Raw genomic sequence first — 26,702 nt, 5'->3', positions numbered from 1 at the left:
CGCCACCGTACGGGAGCCCGCCGAGCCGCCGTCCCCGACGCCGCGGCCCGAGACGAGCGAGGCGCAGGGCGTCGGCCTCGCGGTCGGCCCGTCGGTGAGGCCCGTACCGGCCGAGGACGCGCAGGTCCCGCCCCCGGCCGGGGACGCGCAGGTCCCGCCCCCGGCCGGGGACGCGCAGGTCCCGCCCCCGGCCGGTACACCGGCCCACGCCGACGCGGCCACGGGGGAGCATCCGCCGCCGAGCCCGGCAGCAACACCCCGCGCACCGGCCGAGCAGCCCCCCGCGGCGATGGCCGCGACCGAGGCGGCGGCGACCGTCCCGCGCCAGAAGGACGGCACACCCCGGCTCCGCTCCGTGTGGACGAGCCCCCTCCGGCTGGAGCCGACCACCCTGCCCGACCTGCTGAACCACCCCGACCCGGCCGTCGCCGCCGAGACCGCGGCAGTGGAGAACCTGCTCCGCTGCTGGGTCCGCGAATCCGGCCTCGGCCGCCCCGACGCCCCCGCCGGGACTCCGCTGCGCATCCCCCTCCCCGCCTCGGGAACCGCCCTGCTCGTTCCCGTGCGCCACTGGTCACACTCCGGCTGGCACCGCTTCGGACCGGCCCGACTCGAAGGCACGACCGCCGCCGCTCCCTCGCTCGACGCCGTCACCGTCGCCGCACTCATCGCCCGTGAGGGCACGAGCGGTGGCCGCGGCGCCGCCGACCTCGTCGGCCGGGTCGCCGACTCGGTCCGGCGCACCGCCGAGTTCATCGCCGACCGGCGCGAACGCCCCACCGCACCGGACCCCGTGGGCGGGGACCGCTTCCTCACCGCCGAACAGTCCCTCCTCCTCGGTCACCCCCTCCAACCGGACCCCAAGAGCCGCGAAGGACTCTCCGAGGCCGAAGCGCGCCGCTACTCACCCGAACTCCACGGCTCCTTTCCCCTGCACTGGTTCGCGGTCGAACCCGCCGCCCTCGCCGGCGAATCGGCCTGGACCGAGAGCGGCCGCCCCGTCTCCGCACCCCAGCTCCTCGGCCGGCTCGCCCCCGGGCTCCCGCTGCCCCCCGGCACCACCCCTCTTCCCCTGCACCCCTGGCAGGCCCGCGACCTGCTCCAGCGCCCCGCCGTCGCCGCCCTCCACGACGCGGGACTCCTGCACGACCTGGGCCCGCACGGCGAACCCTGGTACCCCACATCCTCCGTCCGCACCGTCCACCGCCCGGGCGCCCCCGCGATGCTCAAGCTCTCCCTGGGCCTGCGCATCACCAACTCCCGCCGTGAGAACCTCCGCAAGGAACTCCACCGCGGAGTCGAGGTGCACCGGCTGCTCCGCACCGGCCTCGCCGATCAGTGGCAAGCCGCCCACCCCGGCTTCGACATCGTCCGCGACCCCGCCTGGGTCGCCGTGGACGCCCCGGACGGCACCCCCGTCCCCGGCCTGGACGCCCTGCTGCGCCACAACCCCTTCCGCTCGGGCGACGACCCCGTCTGCATCGCCGCACTCACCGCTCCCCGCCCGTGGCCCGGCCGGACCACCATGAGCTCGCGCCTCGCCGAGCTCGTCACCGGCCTCGCCAACGCCACCGGACACACCACCTCCGCCGTCGCCGCCGAGTGGTTCCTGCGCTACCTCGACCACGTGGTCCTGCCGGTCCTCGCCTTCGACGCACTCGCCGGTATCGCCCTCGAAGCGCACCAGCAGAACACCCTGGTCCTCCTCGACCCGGCCGGCTGGCCCATCGGCGGCCGCTACCGCGACAACCAGGGCTACTACTTCCGCGAATCCCGCCGCGCGGAACTGGAGCACCGGCTCCCCGGCATCGGAAGCGCCAGCGACACCTTCGTCTCCGACGCCGTCACCGACGAACGCTTCGCCTACTACCTCGGCATCAACAACGTGCTCGGCCTCATCGGCGCTTTCGGATCCCAGCGGCTCGCGGACGAACGCGTCCTGCTCGCCGCCTTCCGCCGCTTCCTCGCCAAGGCCACGGGCCTCGGCCCGCTCCCCACGCGGCTGCTCGACTCGCCCACCCTGCGCTGCAAGGCGAACCTGCTCACCCGCCTGGGCGGTCTCGACGAGCTGGTGGGACCCGTCGACACCCAGTCCGTCTACGTCACCATCACCAACCCCCTCCACGATTGACGCGTCGGCTCCGACGCGGAGAAGAGCCCCCGATGCGCACCACCGCCACCCCGGCCCCCGCCGCCGGATCCGCCCACGCCACCACCTACGCCGCCTATGCAACCCGCGCCGCCACCGGCATCGTGGAACCTCTCGGAGGCAGGACCGAACCACGCCTCAGCGCCCACCTGCTGCCCCTGCTCGCCGAGGCCGACCTTCTCGACTCCCCGGCCACCTGGGGCAGCGTCACCACACCCGTCGGAGCCTTCCGCCTCGAACCCGTACGACCGGCCCGTGACCTGGAACTCCTCACGGGCTGGATGAACGACCCCGCGGTGGCCGCCTACTGGGAGCTCTCCGGCCCCGCCGCGGTCACCGCCGCGCACCTGCGGGCGCAGCTCGACGGCGACGGCCGGAGCATCCCCTGCCTCGGTCTCCTCGACGGAACGCCGATGAGCTACTGGGAGATCTATCGGGCCGACCTCGACCGGCTCTGCGGGTACTACCCGGCACGCCCCCACGACACGGGTATCCACCTGCTCATCGGAGACGGCACGAACCGTGGCCGCGGACTGGGTACGGCTCTGCTGCGCGCCGTCGCCGACCTGGTCCTGGGCAACCGCCCCCGCTGCACACGCGTCGTCGCGGAACCGGACATCCGCAACACCCCCTCCGTATCTGCCTTCCTGAGCTCCGGCTTCCGCTGCTCCGCGGAAATCGACCTTCCCGAGAAGCGGGCCGCCCTGATGATCCGGGAGCGGGTGCTGCGCAATCTCCTCTGAGTGCCGCCCCGCAAGCCCCGACCGTCGTCGGCCGCTTCGCACCTCTCCCTTCGATAACTCTGCGTGACGAAGCAAAGTTCCCGATCTTCGAGGAGTCCCGTGCCGAACCTCTCCGCAGCCACCGACGCGGCCGAACCGGTCGTGCCTCCCGCGCCCCAGAACCCCTGCACTCCGCCCGAACTCAACAGCACGACCTGGGACTTCGCCTCACGGCGGCTGCTCGCCAAGATGCTCGGCGAGTTCGCATACGAGGAGATCATCCGGCCCGTCCCCGCACCGGCCGCCGACGGCGACGCCTGGACGCTGACCCTCGACGACGGCAGCAGCCTCGGCTTCCGCGCCCGCCGCCGCTCGTACGGCAGCTGGCACGTCACCCCGGACACCATCACGCTCACCCCACCGGCAGCCCCACCGACCCCTCCACCCTCACCGCCGTCACAGAGCGTGCCGGGCGGGCCGGGCGAGCCAGACGGACCGGGTGACTTCGGGAGCCCGATCTCCTTCGGGGACCCGTACGCCTTCCTCATCCGGGCCCGCACCCTCCTCGGACTCGACGGACCCACCCTCGGCCACCTCGTCCGCGAGCTCAGCGCCACCCTCACCGCCGACGCCCGGCTCGACCACAACGCGCTCACCGCCGACGTCCTCGCCGACCTCGACTACGCCGCCCTCGAAGGCCACCAGACCGGACACCCCTGGCTCGTCCCCAACAAAGGCCGCATCGGACTCTCCGCCGCAGACACCGCGGCCTGGGCCCCCGAGGCCCGCACCCGCCAGCGGCTGCCCTGGCTCGCCGCCCACACCTCGCTCGCCACCTACCGCGGTACCGCCGGTCTGGAGAACCCCGCCCGCCTCTACACCGCCGAGCTCGACCCCGTCACCCGCGCCGCCTTCGACCGGACCCTGCGCGACCGCGGCCTCGACCCGCTCCACTACCTCTACCTCCCCGTCCACCCCTGGCAGTGGGACGAGGTCGTCCTCCCCCTCTTCGCCCCGGCACTCGCCTCCGGGGCCCTGGTGCCGCTCCCCGCCGACCCCGACCTGCGCCTCCCGCAGCAGTCGGTCCGCACCTTCCTCAATCTCAGCCGGCCCGACCGGCACAGCGTCAAGCTCCCGCTCTCCGTCTTCAACACCATGGTCTGGCGCGGACTGCCCAGCGACCTCGCGCTCGCCGCCCCCGCCGTCACGGCCTGGATCCACTCCCTCCGCGACGGAGACCCCTTCCTGAGCGACGAATGCAGGGTCGTCCTGCTCGGTGAGGTCGCCTCCGTCACCGTCCGCCATCCCGTCTACGACGCGCTGCCCGAGGTCCCGTACCAGTACAAGGAGCTCCTCGGCGCGATCTGGCGCGAGCCCCTCGCAGGCCTGCTGGCACCGGGCGAGCGCGCCCGGACCCTCGCCTCGCTCCTCCACACCGACCCGCGCGGCCGCTCCTTCACCGCCGAGCTCGTCGCCCGGTCCGGACTGACCCCCACCGCTTGGCTGCAGCGACTCTTCGCCGCCCTCCTGCCCCCGCTGCTCCGCTTCCTCTACCGCTACGGCACCGTCTTCTCCCCGCACGGCGAGAACGCCGTCGTGATCTTCGACGAGCACGACGTGCCGGTCCGGCTCGCGGTCAAGGACTTCGTGGACGACGTCAACATCAGCGACGAACCCCTGCCCGAGCTGGCATCCCTGCCCGACGAGGTCCGGGCCGTCCTGCTCACCGAGCCCGCCGACTTCCTGCCCCAGTTCATCCACTCCGGGCTCTTCGTCGGCGTCTTCCGCTACCTCTCGGCCCTGTGTGAGGACCGCCTCGGTGTCCCGGAGAGCGATTTCTGGTCCCTCGTCCGGGCGGAGATCCTGCGCCACCAGGCACGCTTCCCGGAGCTCAAGGACCGCTACGAGCTCTTCGACCTGCTCGGGGAACGCATCGGCCGGCTCTGCCTGAACCGGAACCGGCTCTACGAGGACGGCTATCGCGACCGCCCCGACCGCCCGCACGCCGTGCAGTACGGCACCGTCCCCAACCCCTTGTACCGGCCATGATTCCTCGCCGATGCTCTCGCTGTCGGTGCGGCCCCGTAGGGTTGGCAGTGCTATGACGAAGCCCTCCCTCCCCGACCTGCTGCACGCCGCCGTCTCCGCCGTCGGCGGCACGGAGCGCCCCGGCCAGGTGGCCATGGCCGAAGCCGTCGCCGAAGCGATCGACGACAACTCCCACCGGCTCATCCAGGCCGGTACCGGCACCGGTAAGTCCCTCGGCTACCTGGTGCCGGCCCTCGCGCACGGCGAGCGCGTGGTCGTCGCCACGGCGACGCTCGCCCTCCAGCGGCAGCTCGTCGAGCGCGACCTGCCCCGGACGGTGGACGCTCTGCATCCGCAGCTGCGCCGCCGCCCGCTGTTCGCCATGCTCAAGGGCCGGTCCAACTACCTGTGCCTGCATCGCCTGCACGAGGGCGCCCCGCAGGACGAGGAGGACGGCCTTTTCGACCAGTTCGAGGCGGCCGCACCCACCAGCAAGCTCGGCCAGGACCTGCTGCGCATGCGGGACTGGGCGGACGAGACGGAGACCGGCGACCGGGACGACCTGACCCCGGGTGTCTCCGACAAGGCCTGGTCCCAGATCTCCGTCTCCTCGCGCGAGTGCCTGGGCGCGACGAAGTGCGCGTACGGCGCCGAGTGCTTCGCGGAGGCCGCCCGTGAGCGGGCCAAGCTCGCGGACGTGGTCGTCACCAATCACGCGCTGCTCGCCATCGACGCCATCGAGGGCGCTCCGGTGCTGCCGCAGCACGAGGTGCTGATCGTGGACGAGGCCCACGAGCTGGTCTCCCGGGTGACCGGTGTCGCCACAGGCGAGCTCACTCCGGGGCAGGTCAACCGGGCCGTGAAGCGTGCGGCCAAGCTGGTCGACGAGAAGACCGCCGACTCCCTGCAGACCGCCTCCGAAACCTTCGAGCGAGTCATGGAGCTGGCGCTCCCCGGCCGGCTGGAGCAGATTCCCGAGGACCTCGGCTATGCGCTGATGTCCCTGCGGGACGCTGCGCGCAATGTGATCTCGGCGATCGGGGCGACCCGGGACAAGTCCGTCCAGGACGAGGACGCGGTGCGCAAGCAGGCCCTGGCCGCCGTCGAGAGCATCCACGGGGTGGCTGAGCGGATCACCAACGGCTCCGAGTACGACGTCGTCTGGTACGAGCGCCACGACCGCTTCGGCGCCACCCTCCGGGTCGCCCCGCTGTCGGTGTCCGGGCTGCTGCGCGAGAAGCTGTTCGAGGACCGCTCCGTGGTGCTGACCTCCGCCACCCTCAAGCTGGGCGGTGACTTCAACGGCGTCGCGGCCTCCCTGGGGCTTTCTCCCGAAGGCGTCGAGGGGGACGACGTGCCCGTCTGGCAGGGCCTCGACGTCGGCTCGCCCTTCGACTATCCGAAGCAGGGCATCCTCTACGTCGCCAAGCACCTGGCCACGCCGGGCCGTGAGGGGACCCGCGGCGACATGATGGACGAGCTCGCCGAGCTGATCGAGGCGGCCGGCGGCCGCACCCTCGGCCTCTTCTCCTCCATGCGCGGCGCCAAGGCAGCCGCCGAGGAACTGCGCGGCCGACTCGACAACCCCATCCTGCTCCAGGGCGAGGAAACCCTCGGCGAGCTGATCAAGTCCTTCGCCGCCGACCCGAAGACCTGCCTGTTCGGAACGTTGTCGCTCTGGCAGGGCGTGGACGTGCCGGGACCCAGCTGTCAGCTCGTGGTCATGGACCGGATCCCCTTCCCGCGCCCCGACGACCCGCTGATGAGCGCCCGCCAGAAGTCGGTCGAGGAGCACGGCGGAAACGGCTTCATGGCCGTCGCCGCCACGCATGCCGCCCTGCTGATGGCCCAGGGCGCGGGCCGTCTCGTACGGGCCTCGGGCGACAGGGGCGTCGTCGCGGTGCTGGATCCCCGGCTGGCAACGGCCCGGTACGGAAGCTTCCTGCGGGCCACGCTGCCGGACTTCTGGTACACCACGGACCGCAACCAGGCCCGCCGCTCCCTGGCGGCGATCGACGCGACGGCCAAGGCAGACGGCAAGTAGCCCACCGACGGCAAGTAGTCCACGGGCGGGCGCCCCGCCAGCCCGCGGGTTCCGGGGCATGGAACAACCCCCGGGACCGGCGCAGTGGATCCCGGGGGCTGTATGGGGCGGCGGGGTCAGACCCGACGCAGTACCGCGACGACCTTGCCGAGGATGGTCGCCTCGTCGCCGGGGATCGGCTGGTAGGCGGCGTTGTGCGGGAGGAGCCAGACATGGCCGTCCTCGCGCTTGAAGCGCTTGACGGTGGCCTCGCCGTCGAGCATCGCGGCGACGATGTCGCCGTTCTCCGCGACGGGCTGGCGTCGGACCGTGACCCAGTCGCCGTCACAGATGGCGGCCTCGATCATCGAGTCGCCGACGACCTTGAGGACGAAGAGCTCGCCGTCGCCGACGAGCTGCCGGGGGAGCGGGAAGACGTCCTCGACCGACTCCTCGGCGAGGATCGGTCCGCCGGCCGCGATCCGGCCGACCAGGGGAACGTAGGAGGCGGCGGGCTTGCCGGTGGTGTCCGTGGGCTGCGAGCTGGGCTGGTCCGAGCCGCGCACCTCGTAGGCGCGGGGTCGATGCGGGTCGCGGCGCAGGAAGCCCTTACGCTCCAGGGCCATCAGCTGGTGGGCGACGGACGACGTGCTGGACAGGCCGACCGCCTGGCCGATCTCCCGCATCGACGGCGGGTAACCCCGCCGCTGCACGGAGTCGCGAATGACCTCGATGACCCTCCGCTGCCGGTCCGTGAGTCCGGAGCTGTCGGCGCGGATGCCTGGAGGTCGACCTGGCAGCGAGCGTGCGGGGCGTACTACGGGCTCCGCCTCCGGGTTCAGGTTTGCGTCGTTCATGGCATGCACCGGCTCGAGTCGGCTCTGGGAGCGGTTCTGGGCAGTGATGGCGGCACTGTCTGCGGTGGTGGTCACGTCGGCCCCTCTCGAAATGTTCTCCCTAGCTGGACAACGGTAGTTGCTTTCGAAAGGTTGCGCCAAACACACGTTCGAGTGAAAAATCGCAGATCGTCCTGCGTGGGCATATCAAGAGGTGTATGGACGATCGGTTCGCCGAACGCGGGTTCGGCTCGCCGTCCGCCGCTTACGGTACCCTTCCCGGTCGGACGGCCGCCGTCCGGGCCCATGTCCAGTGTGGCACCGGGAGGCCCCGCGTCCGCTCATCGGACGCTGCGACACGCGGAGTCGCGTAAATCCGCCACAACCCAAGATCTAGTGGTTGGATGAGCGCTGCCGCCCAGAAGTTGTGGTCCTCGGGTCTCCCGCGGGTCCCGGCATCGCATATGCTGGTGGCTGCTTCACGAGCCCCCGACGGAGTCCGCCTCCGCCGTTCAGGGGCTCCGTGGGGTGATTCAGTCGTGCCAAGAGGGAGGGTGAGGGAACCATGCACTGCCCCTTCTGCAGGCACCCCGACAGCCGCGTCGTCGACAGTCGCACCACGGACGACGGCACGTCGATCCGCCGGCGCCGTCAGTGCCCCGACTGCTCCCGTCGTTTCACGACGGTGGAGACGGCCTCGCTGATGGTGATCAAGCGCAGCGGGGTGACGGAACCCTTCAGCCGAAGCAAGGTCATCTCCGGCGTGCGCAAGGCGTGCCAGGGGCGGCCGGTCACCGAGGACGCCCTCGCCAAGCTCGGCCAGCGGGTCGAGGAGGCGGTGCGCGCCACCGGGAGCGCCGAGCTGACCACTCACGACGTGGGTCTGGCCATACTCGGTCCGTTGCAGGAACTCGACCTGGTCGCGTACCTGCGGTTCGCCTCCGTTTACAAAGCGTTCGACACCCTTGAAGACTTCGAGACCGCCATCGCGGAACTCCGCGTGTCCCGGCCTCACCCCGAGGAGTGCGAGCTCAGTGGGGCCGCCCAGGTCCCCGTGCCCGCCTCCGCCGCCGACTGACCGGACAACCGTGCCGCGGCGCTCGCGCTCCGTGACACGGCCGGTCGGCCGGGCGAAGAGACGTAGATACAAGACACAGCACCGTGCCGCGGAATATCGCTGGCACTTTAGGGCGTTTTTGCCCGCATATGGGAGGAAGCGGCATGACAGAGACGGCGAGCGGCTCGGCACGTGGTTCCCGCGCCAAGGGGACCAAGGCTGCCAAGGGCGGCCTGCGTATCGAGCGCATCCACACCACCCCGGGCGTGCACCCCTATGACGAGGTGAGCTGGGAGCGCCGTGACGTCGTCATGACCAACTGGCGCGACGGCTCCGTCAACTTCGAGCAGCGCGGCGTCGAGTTCCCCGACTTCTGGTCGGTGAACGCGGTCAACATCGTCACCAGCAAGTACTTCCGCGGCGCGGTGGGCACCCCGCAGCGCGAGACCGGTCTGAAGCAGCTGATCGACCGGATCGTGAAGACGTACACGAAGGCCGGCGAGGACTTCGACTACTTCTCCTCGCCCGCCGACGCGGAGATCTTCGAGCACGAGCTCACCTACGCCCTGCTGCACCAGATCTTCAGCTTCAACTCCCCGGTGTGGTTCAACGTCGGTACGCCCCAGCCGCAGCAGGTCTCCGCCTGCTTCATCCTGGCCGTCGACGACTCCATGGAGTCGATCCTCGACTGGTACAAGGAAGAGGGAATGATCTTCAAGGGCGGCTCCGGCGCCGGCCTGAACCTCTCCCGCATCCGCTCCTCCAAGGAGCTCCTCTCCTCCGGCGGCAACGCCTCCGGCCCGGTCTCCTTCATGCGCGGCGCCGACGCGTCCGCCGGAACGATCAAGTCGGGCGGCGCCACCCGCCGCGCGGCCAAGATGGTCGTCCTGGACGTGGACCACCCGGACGTCGAGGCCTTCATCGAGACCAAGGTGAAGGAGGAGGAGAAGATCCGCGCCCTGCGCGACGCGGGCTTCGACATGGACCTGGGCGGCGACGACATCACGTCCGTCCAGTACCAGAACGCCAACAACTCCGTCCGCGTGAACGACGAGTTCATGACGGCCGTCGAGAACGGCACCGAGTTCGGCCTGCGGGCCCGGATGACCGGTGAGGTCATCGAGAAGGTCGACGCCAAGGCGCTCTTCCGCAAGCTCGCCGAGGCCGCGTGGGCCTGCGCCGACCCGGGCATCCAGTACGACGGTGTGATCAACAACTGGCACACCTGCCCCGAGTCCGGCCGGATCACCGCGTCGAACCCGTGCAGCGAGTACATGCACCTGGACAACACGTCCTGCAACCTCGCCTCGCTCAACCTGATGAAGTTCCTGAACGACGACGGCAAGGGCAACCAGTCCTTCGACGCCGAGCGCTTCGCCAAGGTCGTCGAGCTCGTCATCACCGCGATGGACATCTCCATCTGCTTCGCGGACTTCCCGACGCAGAAGATCGGCGACAACACCCGCGCCTTCCGCCAGCTGGGCATCGGCTACGCCAACCTCGGCGCCCTGCTGATGGCCACCGGCCACGCGTACGACTCGGACGGCGGCCGCACCCTCGCCGCGTCGATCACCTCGCTGATGACCGGCACCGCGTACAAGCGCTCCGCCGAGCTGGCCGCCATCGTCGGCCCGTACGACGGCTACGCCCGCAACGCCGACTCGCACAAGCGCGTCATGAAGCAGCACGCCGACGCCAACGCCGTCGCGCCGCGCACCGAGGACCTGGACAACAGCATCTGGGCCGCGGCCACCGAAGCCTGGCAGGACGTCCTGCGCCTCGGCGAGAAGAACGGCTTCCGCAACTCGCAGGCCTCCGTCCTCGCGCCGACCGGCACCATCGGTCTGGCGATGTCCTGCGACACCACCGGTGTCGAGCCGGACCTGGCCCTGGTCAAGTTCAAGAAGCTCGTCGGCGGCGGCTCGATGCAGATCGTCAACGGCACCGTCCCGCAGGCCCTGCGCCGCATGGGCTACCAGGAGGAGCAGATCGAGGAGATCGTCTCCCACATCGCCGAGCACGGCGTGGTCGTCGACGCCCCGCACCTGAAGACCGAGCACTACTCGGTGTTCGACTGCGCCATGGGCGAGCGTTCCATCTCCGCGATGGGCCACGTCCGCATGATGGCCGCGATCCAGCCCTGGATCTCCGGCGCGATCTCGAAGACGGTCAACATGCCGGAGACGGCGACCGTCGAGGAGATCGAGGAGATCTACTTCGAGGCGTGGAAGCTGGGCGTCAAGGCGCTCGCGATCTACCGCGACAACTGCAAGGTCGGCCAGCCCCTCTCCGCCAAGAAGAAGGAGGAGGAGAAGGAGGAGGTCACCGCCAAGACGGAGGAGACCATCCGCGCCGCGGTCGAGAAGGTCATCGAGTACCGACCCGTCCGCAAGCGCCTTCCCAAGGGCCGCCCGGGCATCACCACCTCCTTCACGGTCGGTGGCGCCGAGGGCTACATGACGGCGAACTCCTACCCGGACGACGGTCTGGGCGAGGTCTTCCTGAAGATGTCCAAGCAGGGTTCGACCCTCGCGGGCATGATGGACGCCTTCTCGATCGCCGTCTCGGTCGGCCTCCAGTACGGCGTTCCGCTGGAGACCTACGTCTCGAAGTTCACGAACATGCGCTTCGAGCCGGCCGGAATGACGGACGACCCGGACGTGCGGATGGCGCAGTCGATCGTCGACTACATCTTCCGCCGCGTGGCGCTCGACTTCCTGCCCTTCGAGACCCGCTCGGCCCTCGGCATCCACTCCGCCGAGGAGCGCCAGCGCCACCTGGACACGGGTTCCTACGAGCCGCTCGAGGACGAGCTGGACACCGAGTCCCTGACGCAGGCGACCCCGCTGACCGCGGTTCCGTCGGCCCCGAAGCCGGTCGCGGCCGTGTCCGTCCCGTCCCCCAAGACGGCACACAGCAGCGCCGAACTGGTCGAGATGCAGCTCGGCGTCTCCGCCGACGCCCCGCTCTGCTTCTCCTGCGGTACGAAGATGCAGCGCGCCGGCTCCTGCTACATCTGCGAGGGCTGCGGTTCCACCAGCGGCTGCAGCTGATACCGGGCGCAGCGGCGCCGTAGGCGGCAGTGAGCAATTGCCGCTGACGGCGCCGAACCCGCATGAGAGAGGGTGCCGACCACGGGTCGGCACCCTTTCCGGCGTCTCGGGGAGACGCGCAGGGGTGTGTCAGTGGGGGATGCGGCGGGGCGGGCGGGTGACGAGCTCGTCGCGGAATTCGGCGATCCGGGAATGGACCTGGCGCATCAGCCGGGTGTCCTCGATGCGGTCCAGGTAGAGGCAGCGCGCGGCCAGCCCCGGCAGGTCGAAGGCGAAGCACAGCGACATCAGCGGGTTCACGAACAGCTCGCTGCCCCGGGTGCGGGTGGTGAACTGGACGTCGCCGAAGGAGCCCCGGACGGCTGCGGCGATGGAGCCGTTCACGATGCTGGGCCGGTCCGGGGTCTGCTCCTGGGCATGGGCGACCGCGTCGAGGAAGAGCGCACCCTCCTTGGTGGCGCGCGGTATGGAGAACGCGCCGAGGTACGCACCCTCGCGCTCCAGCGCCGCGATGTTCTCCAGCACGAGCGCATGACTGACCCCGTGGTAGGCGTCCACGCCGAAGCCCACCGACACGACGAGGCGCTCCCGTACGTCGTCCAGCGCGGCCAGGGCCGCGACGCTGGTCAGGTCCTCCTCGGGGGTGCCGAGGCCCGATTCGTCGCCCCGCATCAGGATGTCCGTGCCGCCGTCGACCAGGACGATCGCATCGATGCCGTGGAGGTCGACCAGCTCGCGGTAGGCGGCGCGCAGCGGCTGCACGCCGATCTGGGGGAAGGCGTACACGGTGGCCGGGTAGCCGTGCGCGGCCAGCCACCGGGCCAGCGTCCGCTCGGGGAAGTAGGACAGGTGCGGCGCGGAGTCCGGGGTGACGGCGGCGAGGTCCGGGGCCGCCCACTCCTTGACGGGCAGTCCGGCGAGCGAGCTGAAGGAGAGGTTCGCCAGGTGGACCCGCTTGCCCTGGTGCATGAGGGAGAGGGCCACGGGGAGGCCGGCGTAGATGTCGAAGCCGCCGCCCGCGCCTGCGACCAGGATGCTTTCGGCGTCGGCGAGGCGGTCGAAAAGCGGGTTGGTGTGCAGGGCGGTCATGACGATCATTGTGCGGGGTGACTGCGCCTGCCGCCCGGGGATTTCCCGGCTGTGCGACGGCGGGCGGGACACGGCGAACGGGAGAACCGGTGAACGGGGAGATGGTCGGCCATGTGGAGCGGTGACGAGCTGGACCTCGACGCCTATCTGGCGCGGATCGGATTTCCAGGGGGTTCGGCGGCTTCGGTCGATGCCGGGGAGCCCCGGGAACTCCGGCCGGACCTTGCCACGTTGTACGCAGTGCACCGGGCCCACACCGCCGCCATCGCCTTCGAGAGCCTGGACGTCCTGCTCGGCCGCCCCGTCGCGCTGGACCTCAAGTCCATAGAGGTCAAGCTCGTGCACGACCGTCGCGGCGGTTACTGCTACGAGCAGAACTCACTGCTGGCCGCTGCCCTGGAGCGGATCGGCTTCGAGGTTTCCGGACGCGGCGCCCGCAACCGCACCCGCGGGGACTTCGTGCCGGCCGTGACGCACGCCGTACTCGTCGTCATGGTCGAAGGCGAACCGTGGCTGTGCGACGCCGGATTCGGTCACCAGGGCCCTCGCGAGCCGCTCCCGCTGGCGCGGCCGGGGGCCGAGGTGCGGCAGGGGGAGTGGACGTACCGCGTCCGCGAGGAGGAGGGCGGCGTCCTCGTCCTGTGTCTCCTGCGCGGAGACACCTGGCGGGACCTGTACGCCTTCTCCCCGCAGCAGTACCACCCCGTCGACTACGTCGTGCTCAACCACTACAGCTCCAGCCACCCCGCCTCCTCCTTCTCCGGGCGGCTCGTCGTCCAGTACCCGGGCGACGGCGTCCGCCGGGCACTCGTCGGTCGGGAGCTCACCCGGCTGCATCCCGATGGGCGGGCCGAGCGGGAGACCGTCGGCGCGGACGAGCTGCTCGCGGTGCTCGACCGGGAGTTCGGACTTCGACTGCCCGATCGGGACGCGGCGGAACTGGTGCGGATCCACCGCGCCGGGGACTGACCGGGGCCCCGCCCGGCCCGTACGATGGCGCAGTGCTGGTCAAGTGGATTCGCTGCACGGTGACGGACCGACGCGGGTTCGAGCGCGGGCAGCGAAAATGGGCGGGGCTGCCGGGCGAGCCGGGTTTCCGGGGGCAGGGCGGCGGCTGGAGCCGGGGCCGGCAGGGGGTCGCGCATGTCTTCGCGTTCTGGGAGAGCCGGTCCTTCTACGACTCCTTCATGGCCCGCTCGCACGACCGGCTGGCTGCCTCGCAGAACGGCACCTACACCGACCTGCGGGTCACCCTCTTCGACCACCGCTTCGACGTGAAGACCGGCTTCGAGCCGCGCTTCACCGATGCCGACGTGGTACGGGTCGCGCACACGCGGGTCCGGGAGGGTCGGGTCGACCACTTCGCCCTCATGCAGGAGAAGGTGTGGAATCCCGCCATGGCGGGCTCGCCCGGGATGGTTCGTGGCCTCTTCGGGGAGGCCCCGGGCCGTGAGTTCCTGGTGCTGTCGATGTGGCACGCAGCCGCCGAGCACGGCAAGTACCGGCAGGAGCGGGTCGAGCGGCTCTCCCTGCGCGCGCAGATCCAGGCCGATGTCGAGGCCCTCACCGGTGATGTCGTCGACCTCGAACCCTCCTGGACGGTATGACCGTACGATGACCGCCGGGTCGACCGGCGAGCCCGGTCGGCGCGCCACCCGATGGCCGAATAGGGTCGTGGGATGGTTCGACCACGGCGCATCGTCCTTGTCCGACACGGGGAATCGGAGGGGAACGCCGACGACACGGTGTACGAGAGGGAGCCCGACCACGCCCTGCGGCTGACCCGCAACGGGCGCGAGCAGGCGGCGGCGGCCGGCGTCCGGCTGCGCGAGCTCTTCGGCGACGAGACGATCAGCGCGTACGTCTCCCCCTACCGCCGGACCCTGCAGACCTTCCGGGAGTTGCGGCTGGACCCCACGCGGGTGCGGATGCGCGAGGAGCCGCGCCTGCGCGAGCAGGACTGGGGGAACTGGCAGGACCGGGACGACGTACGGTTGCAGAAGGCGTACCGGGACGCGTACGGGCACTTCTTCTACCGCTTCGCCCAGGGCGAGTCGGGGGCCGACGTGTACGACCGGGTCGGGTCGTTCCTGGAAAGCCTCTACCGCAGCTTCGAGGCCCCCGACCATCCCGAGAACGTGCTGCTCGTGACGCACGGGCTGACGATGCGGCTCTTCTGCATGCGCTGGTTCCACTGGTCCGTGGCCGAATTCGAGGCCCTGTCCAATCCGGGCAACGCCGAATACCGTGTCCTCCTGCTCGGCCCGGACGGCAGGTACCGGATGGACCGCCCGTTTGAGCGGTGGACCACACCCGAGCCTTATGACCTGGACGGTTAGAGTTGCCCGCGATGACGCCTGATTCCACTCCCGAACGGCGCTACGCGCGCGCCATGGCCAGCCTGCGAGGGCTGGCGCTGGGTGACGCCCTGGGCTCCCAGTACTTCGTCCCCGTGAACTACCCGCTGCTCAAGCGGTGCGAGCTGCCCGCCGGTGCCGGCACGTGGCAGTGGACCGACGACACCGAGATGGCCTGCTCGGTGGTGGCCGTGCTCGCCGACCACGGTCGTATCGACCAGGACGCGCTCGCGCTCTCCTTCGCCCACCACCACGACTTCGACCGCGGTTACGGCCCCGCGGTGAACCGGATGCTGCGTCTGGTGCGGGAGGGACAGGACTGGCGCACGCTGGCTGCCGAGCTCTTCAACGGGCAGGGCTCGTGGGGCAACGGCGCCGCCATGCGCATCGCACCGCTGGGCGCCTGGTACGCGGACGACCCGGAGCAGGCCACGCACCAGGCGGAGATCTCCGCCTACACCACCCACCAGCACCGCGAGGCCGTGTGCGGGGCGATGGCCGTCGCCGCGGCGGCCGCGCTGGCGGCGAGTACGGACGGCCCGCCGAAGGCCGCCGACCTGCTGGACGGGGTGATCGCGCTGGTGCCGCGCAGCGCCGTGGGCGCCGGGCTGCGGCGCGCGCGGGACATGCTGGACTACGGCGACGCCACCACGGTCGCAGCGGTTCTGGGCTGCGGGCGGCGTACGAGCGCGCACGACACCGTGCCGTTCGCCCTGTGGTCGGCCGCCCGGGCGCTGGACGACTACGAGGGGGCGTTCTGGACCACCGCGCAGGTGGGCGGGGACGTCGACACGACCTGCGCGATCGTCGGCGGGGTGCTGGGCGCGCGCGGGGACGAGGTGCTGCCGGCCACGTGGCTGGCGCGTACGGAGGCCCTGCCGGCCTGGCTGCCGGAGATCGCGGCGGGCTGATGCCCGTGGAGCCGGTGGGGCCGGTAGATCCCGGGGAGTTGGCGGTGTCCGCCGCGCGGTGACGCGAGGTGAGATGGCGCGTTCCGATTGTCACGGTCCTGCCACAGCACTCTTTTGATCCTGTTCAAAAGCGCCGGGCCCCGGCCTACTCTGTCCGAATCGCCGCCCCACCCTGAACCGCGGGGCGGCCGGCAGGGGAGGGAACCCGATGTCAGAGAACACCGGCGGAGCCGGCGAAGCCAGGTCCGCGGACGCGACGGATCCAGGGGCCACGGCAGGAGATCCGCCCGCGCAGCCGGCTCCGGCCGGCGGCAGACCCTCCGGGGTGGCCGGTCCACTGCCGGGGGTACCCGCCGGCGCAGTGGCCGCGAACCCCTGGCAGGTGCAGCAGCGCTCCGCCCCGCCCTCCTGGAGCACGTTGGTGCGCCCCGCCGAGGCCGCCCCCATCCGAACCGCGACCCTCGTCGCTGTCCTCGCCTCCGGCCTGGCCGCCGCGCTGCTGCTCGCCGACGGAATGGGCCCCGGGCTACTGGTCGCGGTGGTGCCCGCCGTCGCCGCCGCGTACATCGCCGCCCGCACGGCCCGCCGCAGCGCCCGGCCCTGGAGCCTGGCCTGGGTGGTCGGCTGCCTCGCCCTCCTTGTCATACCCGCCCTGCGCGACTCCGCCTGGCCGGCCACGCTGGCGATCCTGTCCGCAGTCCTGCTGGGCGCACTGGCCCTCCACGGCAGCCGCACCTGGCCGGGTGTCCTGCTCAGCCCGCTCGGCTTCGTCAACTCCGCGGTGTCCGGGGTCGGCTGGCTGCTGACCGGGCTGCGTTCGCGCAGCGGGGTCAGCAAGGACCGCTGGCTGCCCGTCGCCAAGGCGTCCGGCGTGGCCGTCGTACTGCTGGTGCTCTTCGGCGCGCTGTTCGCCTCCGCCGATGCGGCCTTCGCCGACCTGTTGGGCGACCTGATGCCCGACGCGTCGTTCGAGGACGGGCCCGTCCGGGTCGTGCTCTTCGTCCTCGGTGCGGTCCTCGCGCTCGCGGCGGCCCGCACCGCGGCGGCCCCGCTGCGCTGGGACCGGATCAAGGTGGCCCCGGGCAAGCCCCGTTCCCGCGTCGAATGGGCCCTTCCGCTCATCGTCATGAACCTGCTCTTCGCCGGCTTCAATGCCGTCCAGCTGGCCGTGCTGTTCGGTGGCTACGACAAGGTCCTGCAGAGCACCGGCCTCACCTACGCCGAGTACGCACGCCAGGGTTTCTGGCAGCTTCTCTGGGCCACTCTGCTCACCCTCGCCGTGATCGCGCTCGCCCTGCGCTGGGCCCCGCGCTCCGGACCGGGCGACCGCCGCCTCGTCCGCGTCGTCCTCGGACTGCTGTGTGCGCTCACCCTGGTCGTCGTCGCCGCCGCGCTGCGCCGGATGGACCTCTACGTGGACGCGTACGGGCTGACCAGACTGCGTGTGTCGGTGGCCGCGATGGAGCTGTGGCTCGGGCTGGTGATCGTACTGATCATGGCGGCCGGGCTGTTCGGCGGACGCTGGCTGGCGCGCGCGGTCGCGGCCAGTGTCGGAGCGGCCGTGCTCGCCTTCGGCCTGCTGTCCCCGGACGGGATGGTCGCCGAGCGGAACGTGACCCGCTTCGAGGCGGACGCGAAGATCGACCTGGCCTACTTCCAGTCCCTGTCGGCGGACGCCGTCCCGGCCCTGGACCGGCTGCCCGAGCCCCAGCGATCCTGCGCCCTGCGCGGGATCAACGACGAGATGGCCCGGGCGGGAGACGTGCCCTGGTACGCGATGAGCCTGGGCGAGTACCGGGCCCGGCAGATCCTGCGCGAGCGTCCGGTGACCGCGTCGTACGAGGCCTGCTCGCGGATGGGCGCCTTCGGTACCCGCATCGAGTACTAGCGGCTCCGGAGCAAGCGCGTACGGGGCCGGGCGCGGGGATGTTCCCGCGCCCGGCCCCGTACGACGAGCCGGCCCGGTTCAGGCGGCCGGACCGGCCTTCGCGGCGGCCCCGGCCAGAGCATCCAGGTCGCTCTTGCGCACCCGGATCACCAGCAGGGCGGTGGCCAGGGCGAGGCCCGCCATGGCGACGGCGGCGTAGAACGCGGTGGAGATGCCCTGGGTGAGCACCAGGTCGCCCCAGGGGTCGGGCAGGAAACCGGTCTCCTTGAAGGCGGCGATCTGACCGGGGTCGGCCTGGGCCATGAAGGCCGGGACCTGCTTCGTGGCCTCGTCGCGGCTGGCCGTGCCGAAGACGGTGACCAGGATGGACAGGCCGAGCGAGCCGCCGACCTGCTGGCTGGCGTTGAGCAGCCCGGAGGCCGCGCCCGCCTCCTTCGGCGCCACACCGGAGACGGCCGTGAGCGTGAGCGTCACGAAGTTGAGGCCCATGCCGAAGCCGAACAGGAGCATCGGCCCGAGCACTCCGGAGACGTAGGAGCTGTCGGTCCGGATGAAGGTAGCCAGGCCAGCCCGGATCCGGTGAGCGCGGACCCGAGGACCATGAAGGGCTTGGGGCCGTAGCGCGGCAGGAACCGCTGGGAGAGGCCGGCCGCGGTGACGATGGCGACGGTCACGGGCAGGAAGCCGAGTCCGGACTGGATCGGCGAGAAGCCGAGCACGTTCTGCACGAACTGGACGATGAAGAAGAACATGCCGAACATCGCCGCGGCGAGGCCGAGCATGATCACATATGTGCCGGTGCGGTTGCGGTCGGCGAACATGCGCAGCGGGATGATCGGTTCGCGGGCCCGCGACTCGATGACGACGAACAGCGCGAGCAGGACCGCGGCGGCCGCGAACGAGCCGAGGGTGAGCGTGTCGCGCCATCCTTCCTCCGAGGCGCTGATGAACCCGTAGACGAGCGAGGCCATGCCGCCGGTGGAGGTGAGGGCTCCGGCGATGTCGAAGCGGCCGGGGTGGCGCTCGGACTCGCTGATGAAGAGCGGGGTGAGAACTGCGATCAGCACGCCGATCGGCACGTTGACGAAGAGGACCCAGCGCCAGTCGAGCCACTCGGTCAGCATGCCGCCGGCCAGCAGGCCGATCGCGCCGCCGCCCGCGGAGACGGCGGCGAACACTCCGAAGGCCCGGTTCCGTTCGGGGCCTTCGGGGAAGGTCGTGGTGATCAGGGCGAGCGAGGTCGGCGAGGCGATCGCGCCGCCGACCCCCTGCAGGGCGCGGGCCGCGAGCAGGTGCCAGGGCTCCTGGGCGAAGCCGCCGAGGAGGGAAGCCAGGGTGAAGAGCAGGATGCCGGTCAGGAACACCCGGCGGCGGCCCAGGATGTCGCCCGCCCGGCCACCGAGCAGCAGCAGGCCGCCGAAGGTGAGGGTGTAGGCGCTGAGCACCCATGACAGGTCGGTGGTGGTGAAGTCGAGCGCGCTCTGGATGTGCGGGAGCGCGATGTTCACGATCGTCGCGTCGAGGACGACCATGAGCTGGCATGCGGCGATGACGGCGAGCGCCACTCCGGGGCGCCCCTCCCGGCGTGCCGCGCCCGGTATCCGGGGTGTGGCGAGTTGAGAGCTTGTCACTGAGGATCCCCCCAAAGTGAAATAGTGAACGCATCCGTTCACTGCGGGCCCACGGTAGGAGCCGCGCCTTAGTGAACGCAAGCGTTCACTAAGGCGGAAAATGCGTGCGTCGAACGCGTAAGCCGGTCGGAGGCGGGGAGATGGTGGGTTCACGCTGGTCAGTGGCTTCGCCGGGGCGCAGGCGGGGTCCGGAACTCGAACGGGCGATTCTCGACGCCGCGTTGGAGCAGCTGAGCACGATCGGCTGGAACGCGCTCACCATGGAGGGCGTCGCGGCCGGTGCGCACACCGGCAAGGCCGCGCTCTACCGCCGCTGGCCGTCGAAGGCGGACCTGGTGGCCGATGCGCTGCGGACCGGTCTGCCGCGGATCGGTGACATTTCCGACTGTGGATCGATTCGTGAGGACCTCTACCTGCTGTGCGTGCGCATGCGGGACGTCATGCACTCGCGCGCCGGGCAGGCCCTTCGATCCGTGCTTCACGAATGTGATCACATGCATGCGGACCGGTTCCATGGAGTCATCTGGTCCGGTCTGCACGAGCCGGCCCAGCGTCTGATCAGGAAGCTTGTCGGGCGCGGAATCGAGCGGGGTGACGTGCGGACGGACGCGACTGGTCCGTTTGTCGTGGATGTCATTCCGGCCATGCTGATGTACCGCGCCAAGGTGTGCGGAAGCGAATGGGAGGATGGGGACATCGCGGCGTTGATCGACGAGGTGATGGTGCCGCTGCTCACGGTGTGAGACGCGGAGGGGGCGGCGCGGAGCGCGGTTCACGTCCGTTCGAGGGCCGGTTCGACCCGGGCGGGGGTGTGCAGTCGGCTCGGGGCGGCGTAACCTTGCTGGCGCCATGCCGTACGAAGCACCCACCCACACCGTCGAACGCTCCCTCCGTGCAACCACCGGCGCCAAGGTCATCGCCGGGGTCGACGAAGTCGGACGAGGGGCCTGGGCCGGACCCGTCACCGTGTGCGCGGCGATCACCGGCCTGCGCCGGCCGCCCGCCGGGCTCACCGACTCCAAACTGCTCACCCCCAAGCGGCGCGACGCCCTGCTCGATGTCCTGGAGGGCTGGGTCACCGCATACGCACTCGGGCATTCCTCGCCCGAGGAGATCGACGAGCTGGGGATGACGGCCGCCCTTCGGCTGGCGGCGGAGCGGGCGCTGGTCGCCCTGCCGGTGCGCCCCGACGCGGTGATACTCGACGGCAAGCACGACTATCTCGGCCCGCCCTGGCGGGTTCGTACGGTGATCAAGGGCGACCAGTCCTGCATCGCCGTTGCCGCGGCCTCGGTCATCGCCAAGGTCCGCCGCGACCGCATGATGGCCGCACTCGGGGAACAGGGCGGTGGGATCGAGGACTTCGCCTTCGGCGCCAACGCCGGATACCCCTCGCCCGTGCACCGGGCCGCGCTGGAGGAGCTGGGACCCACCCCTTATCACCGGCTCTCGTGGTCGTACCTCGACGCGCTGCCCCAGTGGCGCCACCTCAAGAAGGTGCGCCGCAGCGAGGAGTCGATGGAGCTGGAAAACGGAGGCCAACTCGGCTTCGATTTCTGATCGCACGCACGTGCCACCGGCCGGTACGTTTCGTACCGGTGTTTGATAGACATCAACGCATGCCTCTCACCCCCGCCATCGAGGAGCCTCAGATTCACGAGAGTGCCCAGGGTCCCCGCGTCACGCCGGCCGCGAGCCGCACCGCGCAGACCCCCCGCCCCGTACCTGGTCCGCGTCCCGCCGCCGTACCGCGGCCCGGCCGCCCCGGTCCCGCCCGGCCCGCACCGCCCGCGCAGCGTGCGCCGCAGGCCACCCCCGGACCCGTTCCCGCAGCCCCTGCCGCTGTCCCCACCACACCGTCCGTCTCCGCGGCGGTGCCGCAGATCCAGCTGATCCCGGCTTCCGCCGAGGGCGCGCTGGACGCGGCCGAAGAGGCCGTCGACCTGCTGCTCGACACCGGGCGCGCGCCCGGCGACATCCTGGTGCTCACCAGTGGCGACCCGCACCCGTGGGCCGCGCACGAGTTGTCCTTCGGCGAGGCCGCGTACTGGGCCCTGCACGACGCCGGGGACGACGTCTTCTACGCGGACGCGGCGCAGGCCCAGCGAGCCGCAGGCCGTCCCGTCGTGGTCTTCGCGGCCAACGGCGGATCGGTCGACACCGTCGCGCAAGCGCTGCCGGTCGCGCTCACCCGGGCGGGTGCGCTGCTGATCGTGTGCGGAGACTCGCAGCAGATCAACTCCGTGCTGGGTGCGGGCGTCTGACGCCCTGTACCCCGGCACGGGCGAGGGGCGGGGCGGGGCGGGCCCTCGGCCGGCCCCGCTGTAGCCCGCGCCGGGCCCCGGAGCGGAGCCCGGGGCCTGATCCGCCGTACGCCCGTTCCCGGGTGTACGGCCGTGAGGCGTGCCCGCGGGCCGGTCGGCCGTACGAGGGGCGGCGCACGAGGGACGGCGCACACGGGGCGGCCACGAGGGCGGGCTCACCGGGCTCGGCCTGTCCGGGCCGGCACGCGAGGATCAGCGCGCGGCGGTCCGCCGCAGGACCTCGACCGCGCCGCCCCCGGTGTGCAGCGCCAGCGGTGAGAACTCGGCCACGGTGTCGCCGAGGTGCTGCGGCCGCGAGTCCGAGCTGGGCCGTCGGCCGCCGCGGCCTTCGCCCAGCACCTGCCAACCGCCGCGGGTCAGCGTGATGTACGCACCGCAGCGCAGGCCGTGCAGGGTGCACGCGTCCCGCAGTCCCCACATCCACGCCCCGTCCTCCTCGGTCCACCGCTCGTCGCCCTCGCGGCAGTAGAGCAGTACGGCCGTCCGCACCGGGGTCCGTCGGCGCAGGTCGTGCGGGAGGACCCGGCGCAGCCGGGACAGCAGGGCATTGCGGTACTCCCAGCCGTCGGCCGAGGCGGACCGCTGCACGAAGGAGGCGCTCGCGACGAGCTGCTCCTCCGGGCCGAGGACTGCGATGACCGCGGTCGAGGGGACCGGGCTGTGCCGCGAGTGCAGCCCGCTGACGACCTCGCGCGGATTGCGCAGCAGCGGGATGCCCGCCGCTGTCCATTCCGCCGGTTCCAGCAGTCTGCCGTGCCGGCTGGTGCCGCCGGTGGCTGTCGCCAGGGACGTGGTCGGGGGCGGCGCGAATCCGAAGGTCACGGTCCTCCCTTCGGGTACACGCCCGCGGACGGGCACGGTGGAGTCAGGGCGCGCCGCAGCGCGGCCCAGGAGGGTGCCGAGGAGCCGAGCGGGAGCACCCCAATTCTCGCGTGGCTTGAGAGCGTGCGGCAACGAGCAATTGACGCCGCCGACCGGAATTCGCCGGTATGCCGTTCATATCCTTGCCCCGCCACGCCGAAGTTGACGCATTCGGCTATCCCTGAAGCGCCAGCACCAGCGGGAACACCTCATTCGCGCCTGCGCGCCGCAGCAGCCGGGTGGCCACCGCGAGGGTCCACCCGCTCTCCGCGCGGTCGTCCACGAGGAGCACAGGGCCTGCGGCCTGCGCCAGCGCCTCGGCCAGTGCCGGGGGCACGGTGAGGGACTGGTGGAGCCCCCGCACCCGCTGCGCGCTGTTCGAGGAGACCGACCCGAACTCCGGTGCCTGATCCGTGTACGCGACCGTGCCGAGCAGCGGCATCCGCCCGACCTCCGCGATCCGCGCGGCCAGCGAACCGATCAGCTGGGGGTGGCTGCGCGAGGGCAGGGAGACCACGCCCACCGGCCGGGCCGGGGCGTCCGGCGCTCCTGAGGCCCAGCCGCCGGGGCCCCGGGCCCAGTCCGCCAGTACCGCGACGACAGCCTGCGCGACGTCGTCCGGAATCGGCTGGTCCGGGGCTTGCGGGGCGAGCATCGGGCGCAGCCGGTTGCCCCACCCGATGTCGGACAGCCGGCCCAGAGCCCGGCCCGTCGAGGCCTGTTCACCGGCGGTGATGCGTCCCTTGAGGTCGACGCCGACCGCCGCGAGCCCGGTCGGCCACATCTTGCGCGGCTCCAGCTCCACGCCGGGACGGCCGAGCTCGCCGCGGGCGGTGTCCAGCGCGGTGGTGGAGACCTCCGCGGTGAACCGGGCTCCGGCGCAGTTGTCACAGCGGCCGCAGGGCGCGGCCTCCTCGTCGTCGAGCTGGCGGCGCAGGAACTCCATCCGGCATCCGGTGGCGGCGGCGTAGTCCCGCATCGCCTGCTGCTCCGCGGCCCGCTGGCGGGCGACCCACGCGTAGCGCTCGGAGTCGTACGCCCAGGGTTCGCCCGTGGAGGTCCAGCCGCCCTTGACGCGGTGCACGGCGCCGTCGACGTCGAGCACCTTGAGCATGGTCTCCAGCCGGGTCCGGCGCAGATCGACGAGCGGTTCCAGGGCGGGCAGTGACAGCGGCCGGCCGGCCTGGGCCAGGACGTCGAGCGTCCGGCGCACCTGCTCCTCCGGGGGGAAGGCCACCGAGGCGAAGTACTGCCAGATCGCCTCGTCCTCCCGGCCGGGCAGCAGCAGGACCTCCGCGTGCTCCACGCCACGGCCGGCACGGCCGACCTGCTGGTAGTAGGCGATGGGGGAGGAGGGCGAGCCAAGGTGTACCACGAAGCCGAGGTCGGGCTTGTCGAAGCCCATCCCGAGGGCGGAGGTGGCCACGAGCGCCTTGACCCGGTTCGCCTGGAGGTCGTCCTCGGCCTGCTGGCGGTCGGCGTTCTCCGTCTTGCCGGTGTACGAGGACACGGTGTGGCCGCGGTGGCGCAGGTACGCGGTGACCTCCTCGGCGGCCGCGACGGTCAGCGTGTAGATGATCCCGGAGCCGGGGAGGTCCCCGAGGTGATCGGCGAGCCAGGCCAGCCGGTGCGCCGCGTCCGGCAGAGTCAGCACCGCCAGACTCAGGCTCTCCCGGTCCAGCGGGCCGCGCAGTACCAGGGCGTCGGTGCCGGCCCCGGTGCCCAGCTGTTCGGCGACGTCGGCGGTCACACGGGCGTTGGCCGTGGCGGTGGTGGCGAGCACCGGAACGCCCGGCGGCAGGTCGGCCAGCATGGTGCGCAGCCGGCGATAGTCGGGGCGGAAGTCGTGCCCCCAGTCGGAGATGCAGTGAGCCTCGTCCACCACGAGCAGGCCGGTGGCGGCGGAGAGCTTGGGCAGGACCTGGTCCCGGAAGTCGGGGTTGTTGAGCCGCTCCGGGCTCACCAACAGGACGTCGACCTCACCGGCCGCGACCTCGGCCTGGATCCCCTCCCACTCCTCGGGATTGGCGGAGTTGATGGTGCGGGCGCGGATCCCGGCCCGGGCCGCGGCCTCGACCTGATTGCGCATCAGGGCGAGCAGCGGGGAGACGATCACGGTGGGGCCGGCGCCGCCGGCCCGCAGCAGCGAGGTGGCGACGAAGTACACCGCGGACTTGCCCCAGCCGGTGCGCTGCACCACCAGCGCCCGCCGCTTGTGCGCGACCAGGGCCTCGATCGCCCGCCACTGGTCCTCGCGCAGCCTGGCGGCGCCCGTGGGGTCGCCCACGAGACGGGCTAGTACGGAGTCGGCCGAGGACCTCAGGTCTGCGTTCATGCCCCCATGCAACCTGATGCCTCCGACATCGCACCAATGCCGCTCCGCGCCTGTGGACAAGTGGCGCCGGGAGTTATCCACAGGGCTTTCGGGATCGGATCATGCGCGGGACCTTCGTGGCATGACGAACAACCACGAATCACGCATCCCCTCCGACCGGCCCTCCATCAGCCCGGCAGGTGCCGCCACCGGACCTCAGATCACCTTGCGCAGCCCGGCCGAACTGGCCGACGCGCTGCCCTACATGCTCGGCTTCCACCCGACCGACTCCCTCGTGATGGTCGCCGTGCACGGCGAGGGCGGACGCTTCGGCGGCCGGCTCCGCGTCGGCATCCCGAGCACCCCCGCAGAATGGGAGGACACCGCCCGGCAGGTCGCCGACTGCCTGATCCGCGGCAGCGAACGGCGCGCCGGCAAGCCCGACGGCATCGTCGTCTACCTCTGCCAGGAGCCGACCGGTGAGGAGAACGGCCGCCGGGTGATGGACCGCCTGCGGCCGCTCGCCCAGCGGATCCGGCTGGCCTGCGGCGCACTGGACGTGCCCGTGCTGGAGGCCCTGTGCCTGTCCGCCGGTCGGTTCTGGTCCTACGTCTGCCCCGACGAGCGGTGCTGCCCGGCCGAGGGCACCCGGCTGGCCGCCGTCGGCACCTCGGTACTGGCCGCGACGGCCACCTTCGCCGGGCTCCAGGTCCGGGGCTCCCTCAAGGAGATCGAGGGCAGGCTGGCACCGCTGCGCGGAGCCGTGGCCGACGAGGCGGAACGGGCCCTCGACCGGGCCGCCGCCGCTCTGATGCCGAGGATCCTCGACGGGGCAACCCGGGAGGAGGTCGGCGTCGAGACCATCGCTCTGGCGCGGACCCTGATGCGGCGGATGACGCTGGCCCCGCCCGTCGAGGGCGGGGCACACGCCGATGATTGGGACGACGCGCTGCTCGGCCACGACGAGGCCGCCTCGCTGATCCTCGGGTTCCAGGACCGCGAGATCCGGGACATCGCAGCCGAGTGGATGGAGGACGAGGAGGCGGCCCCGGCCCTGCGCCTGTGGCGAGCCCTGGCCCGGCGCTGCGTCGGGGCGTACGCGGAGCACGCCGCGGCCCCGCTCACCCTCGCCGGCTGGGTCTGCTGGTCTATGGGGGACGAGCCGACTGCCCGGATCGCCTTCGGCCTGGCCCTGCAGGCGGACGCCGAGTACCGCTTCGCCCAGCTGCTCCACCACGCCTGCAACGAGGGAATCGACCCCGAGGGGCTGCGGGAGTGCCTGCGGGAGGAGCGGCGCCGCCGGGAGCCGCGGCGAGGTCGCTCCTCGGCCGGTACCCGCCCTCCGGGCCGACGGGGCCGGACGGCCCCGCGCCGCGGGTCGCGCCGCACAGCGGGGAGCGGGCAGTGAACGCCGGCCGGTGCGGCGGCCGGGGGCGGCGGCTCCGGTGCGCCCCGGGCA

At 71.7% G+C, this 26,702-nt stretch carries 19 protein-coding genes and 1 pseudogene; 15 read left to right on the top strand and 5 right to left on the bottom strand.

What is annotated here, in order from left to right:
* Positions 1-289: 289 nt before the first annotated feature.
* The 4 genes from IE257_RS29060 to IE257_RS29045 all read left to right on the top strand — a co-directional run bounded on the left by IE257_RS29060 (position 290) and on the right by IE257_RS29045 (position 6,943).
* The gene (locus IE257_RS29060) at positions 290-2,131 is read left to right on the top strand and encodes an IucA/IucC family protein (protein ID WP_372453097.1); all 1,842 of its coding nucleotides are present in this window, start codon (positions 290-292) and stop codon (positions 2,129-2,131) included.
* 32 nt (positions 2,132-2,163) lie between these two features.
* Positions 2,164-2,892: a GNAT family N-acetyltransferase gene (locus IE257_RS29055; RefSeq protein WP_189972842.1), complete on the top strand. Its 729-nt coding sequence runs from the start codon at positions 2,164-2,166 to the stop codon at positions 2,890-2,892.
* Positions 2,893-2,991: 99 nt separating this feature from the next.
* Positions 2,992-4,920 (top strand): IucA/IucC family protein, encoded by a 1,929-nt coding sequence (locus tag IE257_RS29050; protein WP_189972841.1) that lies wholly within the window; start codon positions 2,992-2,994, stop codon positions 4,918-4,920.
* 52 nt (positions 4,921-4,972) lie between these two features.
* Positions 4,973-6,943, top strand: coding sequence for an ATP-dependent DNA helicase (locus tag IE257_RS29045; RefSeq protein WP_189972840.1), 1,971 nt, complete (start codon positions 4,973-4,975; stop codon positions 6,941-6,943).
* Between the two features lie 116 nt (positions 6,944-7,059).
* Here IE257_RS29045 and lexA read toward each other — a convergent pair whose 3' ends face one another.
* A complete protein-coding gene (gene lexA, locus IE257_RS29040; RefSeq protein ID WP_052871803.1) occupies positions 7,060-7,854 on the bottom strand; it encodes a transcriptional repressor LexA in 795 nt (264 codons plus the stop codon).
* A gap of 469 nt (positions 7,855-8,323) precedes the next feature.
* Between lexA and nrdR the strand changes: the two genes are divergently transcribed.
* Together nrdR and IE257_RS29030 are read left to right on the top strand one after the other, a co-directional pair.
* On the top strand, positions 8,324-8,836 hold the full coding sequence (gene nrdR / locus IE257_RS29035; protein WP_189972839.1) for a transcriptional regulator NrdR: 513 nt from the start codon (positions 8,324-8,326) through the stop codon (positions 8,834-8,836).
* Between the two features lie 143 nt (positions 8,837-8,979).
* The gene (locus IE257_RS29030; RefSeq protein WP_189972838.1) at positions 8,980-11,868 is read left to right on the top strand and encodes a vitamin B12-dependent ribonucleotide reductase; all 2,889 of its coding nucleotides are present in this window, start codon (positions 8,980-8,982) and stop codon (positions 11,866-11,868) included.
* Positions 11,869-11,997: 129 nt separating this feature from the next.
* Here IE257_RS29030 and IE257_RS29025 read toward each other — a convergent pair whose 3' ends face one another.
* On the bottom strand, positions 11,998-12,957 hold the full coding sequence (locus IE257_RS29025) for a DUF1152 domain-containing protein (RefSeq protein WP_189972837.1): 960 nt from the start codon (positions 12,955-12,957) through the stop codon (positions 11,998-12,000).
* 111 nt (positions 12,958-13,068) lie between these two features.
* Between IE257_RS29025 and IE257_RS29020 the strand changes: the two genes are divergently transcribed.
* The 5 genes from IE257_RS29020 (at position 13,069) to IE257_RS29000 (ending at position 18,113) form a co-directional block, all read left to right on the top strand.
* Positions 13,069-13,926, top strand: a complete 858-nt coding sequence (locus IE257_RS29020; RefSeq protein WP_189972836.1) for an arylamine N-acetyltransferase family protein — start codon at positions 13,069-13,071, stop codon at positions 13,924-13,926.
* Between the two features lie 32 nt (positions 13,927-13,958).
* Positions 13,959-14,564 (top strand): YdbC family protein, encoded by a 606-nt coding sequence (locus IE257_RS29015; protein WP_030008846.1) that lies wholly within the window; start codon positions 13,959-13,961, stop codon positions 14,562-14,564.
* Between the two features lie 72 nt (positions 14,565-14,636).
* A complete protein-coding gene (locus IE257_RS29010; RefSeq protein WP_079406336.1) occupies positions 14,637-15,296 on the top strand; it encodes a histidine phosphatase family protein in 660 nt (219 codons plus the stop codon).
* A gap of 11 nt (positions 15,297-15,307) precedes the next feature.
* Positions 15,308-16,225 carry an ADP-ribosylglycohydrolase family protein gene (locus IE257_RS29005; protein WP_189972835.1) on the top strand — a complete coding sequence of 306 codons (918 nt, stop codon included), beginning with the start codon at positions 15,308-15,310 and terminating at the stop codon, positions 16,223-16,225.
* Positions 16,226-16,433: 208 nt separating this feature from the next.
* Positions 16,434-18,113 carry a DUF4153 domain-containing protein gene (locus tag IE257_RS29000; RefSeq protein WP_189972834.1) on the top strand — a complete coding sequence of 560 codons (1,680 nt, stop codon included), beginning with the start codon at positions 16,434-16,436 and terminating at the stop codon, positions 18,111-18,113.
* A gap of 78 nt (positions 18,114-18,191) precedes the next feature.
* Here IE257_RS29000 and IE257_RS28995 read toward each other — a convergent pair.
* Positions 18,192-19,744 (bottom strand): annotated as a pseudogene (locus IE257_RS28995) (MFS transporter).
* 140 nt (positions 19,745-19,884) lie between these two features.
* On the opposite strand from IE257_RS28995, the gene IE257_RS28990 reads away from it, so the two are divergent.
* From IE257_RS28990 to IE257_RS28980, 3 genes are all read left to right on the top strand, one after another.
* Positions 19,885-20,487 (top strand): TetR/AcrR family transcriptional regulator, encoded by a 603-nt coding sequence (locus IE257_RS28990; protein WP_189972833.1) that lies wholly within the window; start codon positions 19,885-19,887, stop codon positions 20,485-20,487.
* Positions 20,488-20,593: 106 nt separating this feature from the next.
* Positions 20,594-21,304 carry a ribonuclease HII gene (gene rnhB, locus IE257_RS28985; RefSeq protein ID WP_189972832.1) on the top strand — a complete coding sequence of 237 codons (711 nt, stop codon included), beginning with the start codon at positions 20,594-20,596 and terminating at the stop codon, positions 21,302-21,304.
* A gap of 59 nt (positions 21,305-21,363) precedes the next feature.
* Positions 21,364-22,008 carry a hypothetical protein gene (locus IE257_RS28980; RefSeq protein WP_189972831.1) on the top strand — a complete coding sequence of 215 codons (645 nt, stop codon included), beginning with the start codon at positions 21,364-21,366 and terminating at the stop codon, positions 22,006-22,008.
* A gap of 252 nt (positions 22,009-22,260) precedes the next feature.
* On the opposite strand, the gene IE257_RS28975 is transcribed toward IE257_RS28980, so the two are convergent.
* Together IE257_RS28975 and IE257_RS28970 are read right to left on the bottom strand one after the other, a co-directional pair.
* A complete protein-coding gene (locus tag IE257_RS28975) occupies positions 22,261-22,890 on the bottom strand; it encodes a hypothetical protein (protein ID WP_189972830.1) in 630 nt (209 codons plus the stop codon).
* A gap of 214 nt (positions 22,891-23,104) precedes the next feature.
* The gene (locus tag IE257_RS28970) at positions 23,105-25,264 is read right to left on the bottom strand and encodes a RecQ family ATP-dependent DNA helicase (protein WP_189972829.1); all 2,160 of its coding nucleotides are present in this window, start codon (positions 25,262-25,264) and stop codon (positions 23,105-23,107) included.
* A gap of 121 nt (positions 25,265-25,385) precedes the next feature.
* Between IE257_RS28970 and IE257_RS28965 the strand changes: the two genes are divergently transcribed.
* On the top strand, positions 25,386-26,651 hold the full coding sequence (locus tag IE257_RS28965) for a DUF4192 domain-containing protein (RefSeq protein WP_189972828.1): 1,266 nt from the start codon (positions 25,386-25,388) through the stop codon (positions 26,649-26,651).
* The last annotated feature ends 51 nt before the right edge of the window (positions 26,652-26,702 follow it).

It is taken from the genome of Streptomyces avidinii (genome assembly GCF_014650695.1).
Taxonomy (GTDB): domain Bacteria; phylum Actinomycetota; class Actinomycetes; order Streptomycetales; family Streptomycetaceae; genus Streptomyces; species Streptomyces avidinii.
This window is presented reverse-complemented; position numbering and strand designations above follow the sequence as displayed.

What these genes read in the sequence shown, in the direction of transcription:
- IE257_RS29060 (WP_372453097.1), top strand. Translation starts at nt 290, where the DNA reads ATGGCCGCGACCGAGGCGGCGGCGACCGTCCCGCGCCAGAAGGACGGC.
- IE257_RS29055 (WP_189972842.1), top strand. Translation starts at nt 2,164, where the DNA reads ATGCGCACCACCGCCACCCCGGCCCCCGCCGCCGGATCCGCCCACGCC.
- IE257_RS29045 (WP_189972840.1), top strand. Translation starts at nt 4,973, where the DNA reads ATGACGAAGCCCTCCCTCCCCGACCTGCTGCACGCCGCCGTCTCCGCC.
- nrdR (WP_189972839.1), top strand. Translation starts at nt 8,324, where the DNA reads ATGCACTGCCCCTTCTGCAGGCACCCCGACAGCCGCGTCGTCGACAGT.
- IE257_RS29030 (WP_189972838.1), top strand. Translation starts at nt 8,980, where the DNA reads ATGACAGAGACGGCGAGCGGCTCGGCACGTGGTTCCCGCGCCAAGGGG.
- IE257_RS29025 (WP_189972837.1), bottom strand. Translation starts at nt 12,957, where the DNA reads ATGACCGCCCTGCACACCAACCCGCTTTTCGACCGCCTCGCCGACGCC.
- IE257_RS29020 (WP_189972836.1), top strand. Translation starts at nt 13,069, where the DNA reads ATGTGGAGCGGTGACGAGCTGGACCTCGACGCCTATCTGGCGCGGATC.
- IE257_RS29010 (WP_079406336.1), top strand. Translation starts at nt 14,637, where the DNA reads ATGGTTCGACCACGGCGCATCGTCCTTGTCCGACACGGGGAATCGGAG.
- IE257_RS29005 (WP_189972835.1), top strand. Translation starts at nt 15,308, where the DNA reads ATGACGCCTGATTCCACTCCCGAACGGCGCTACGCGCGCGCCATGGCC.
- IE257_RS29000 (WP_189972834.1), top strand. Translation starts at nt 16,434, where the DNA reads ATGTCAGAGAACACCGGCGGAGCCGGCGAAGCCAGGTCCGCGGACGCG.
- IE257_RS28990 (WP_189972833.1), top strand. Translation starts at nt 19,885, where the DNA reads ATGGTGGGTTCACGCTGGTCAGTGGCTTCGCCGGGGCGCAGGCGGGGT.
- rnhB (WP_189972832.1), top strand. Translation starts at nt 20,594, where the DNA reads ATGCCGTACGAAGCACCCACCCACACCGTCGAACGCTCCCTCCGTGCA.
- IE257_RS28980 (WP_189972831.1), top strand. Translation starts at nt 21,364, where the DNA reads ATGCCTCTCACCCCCGCCATCGAGGAGCCTCAGATTCACGAGAGTGCC.
- IE257_RS28970 (WP_189972829.1), bottom strand. Translation starts at nt 25,264, where the DNA reads ATGAACGCAGACCTGAGGTCCTCGGCCGACTCCGTACTAGCCCGTCTC.
- IE257_RS28965 (WP_189972828.1), top strand. Translation starts at nt 25,386, where the DNA reads ATGACGAACAACCACGAATCACGCATCCCCTCCGACCGGCCCTCCATC.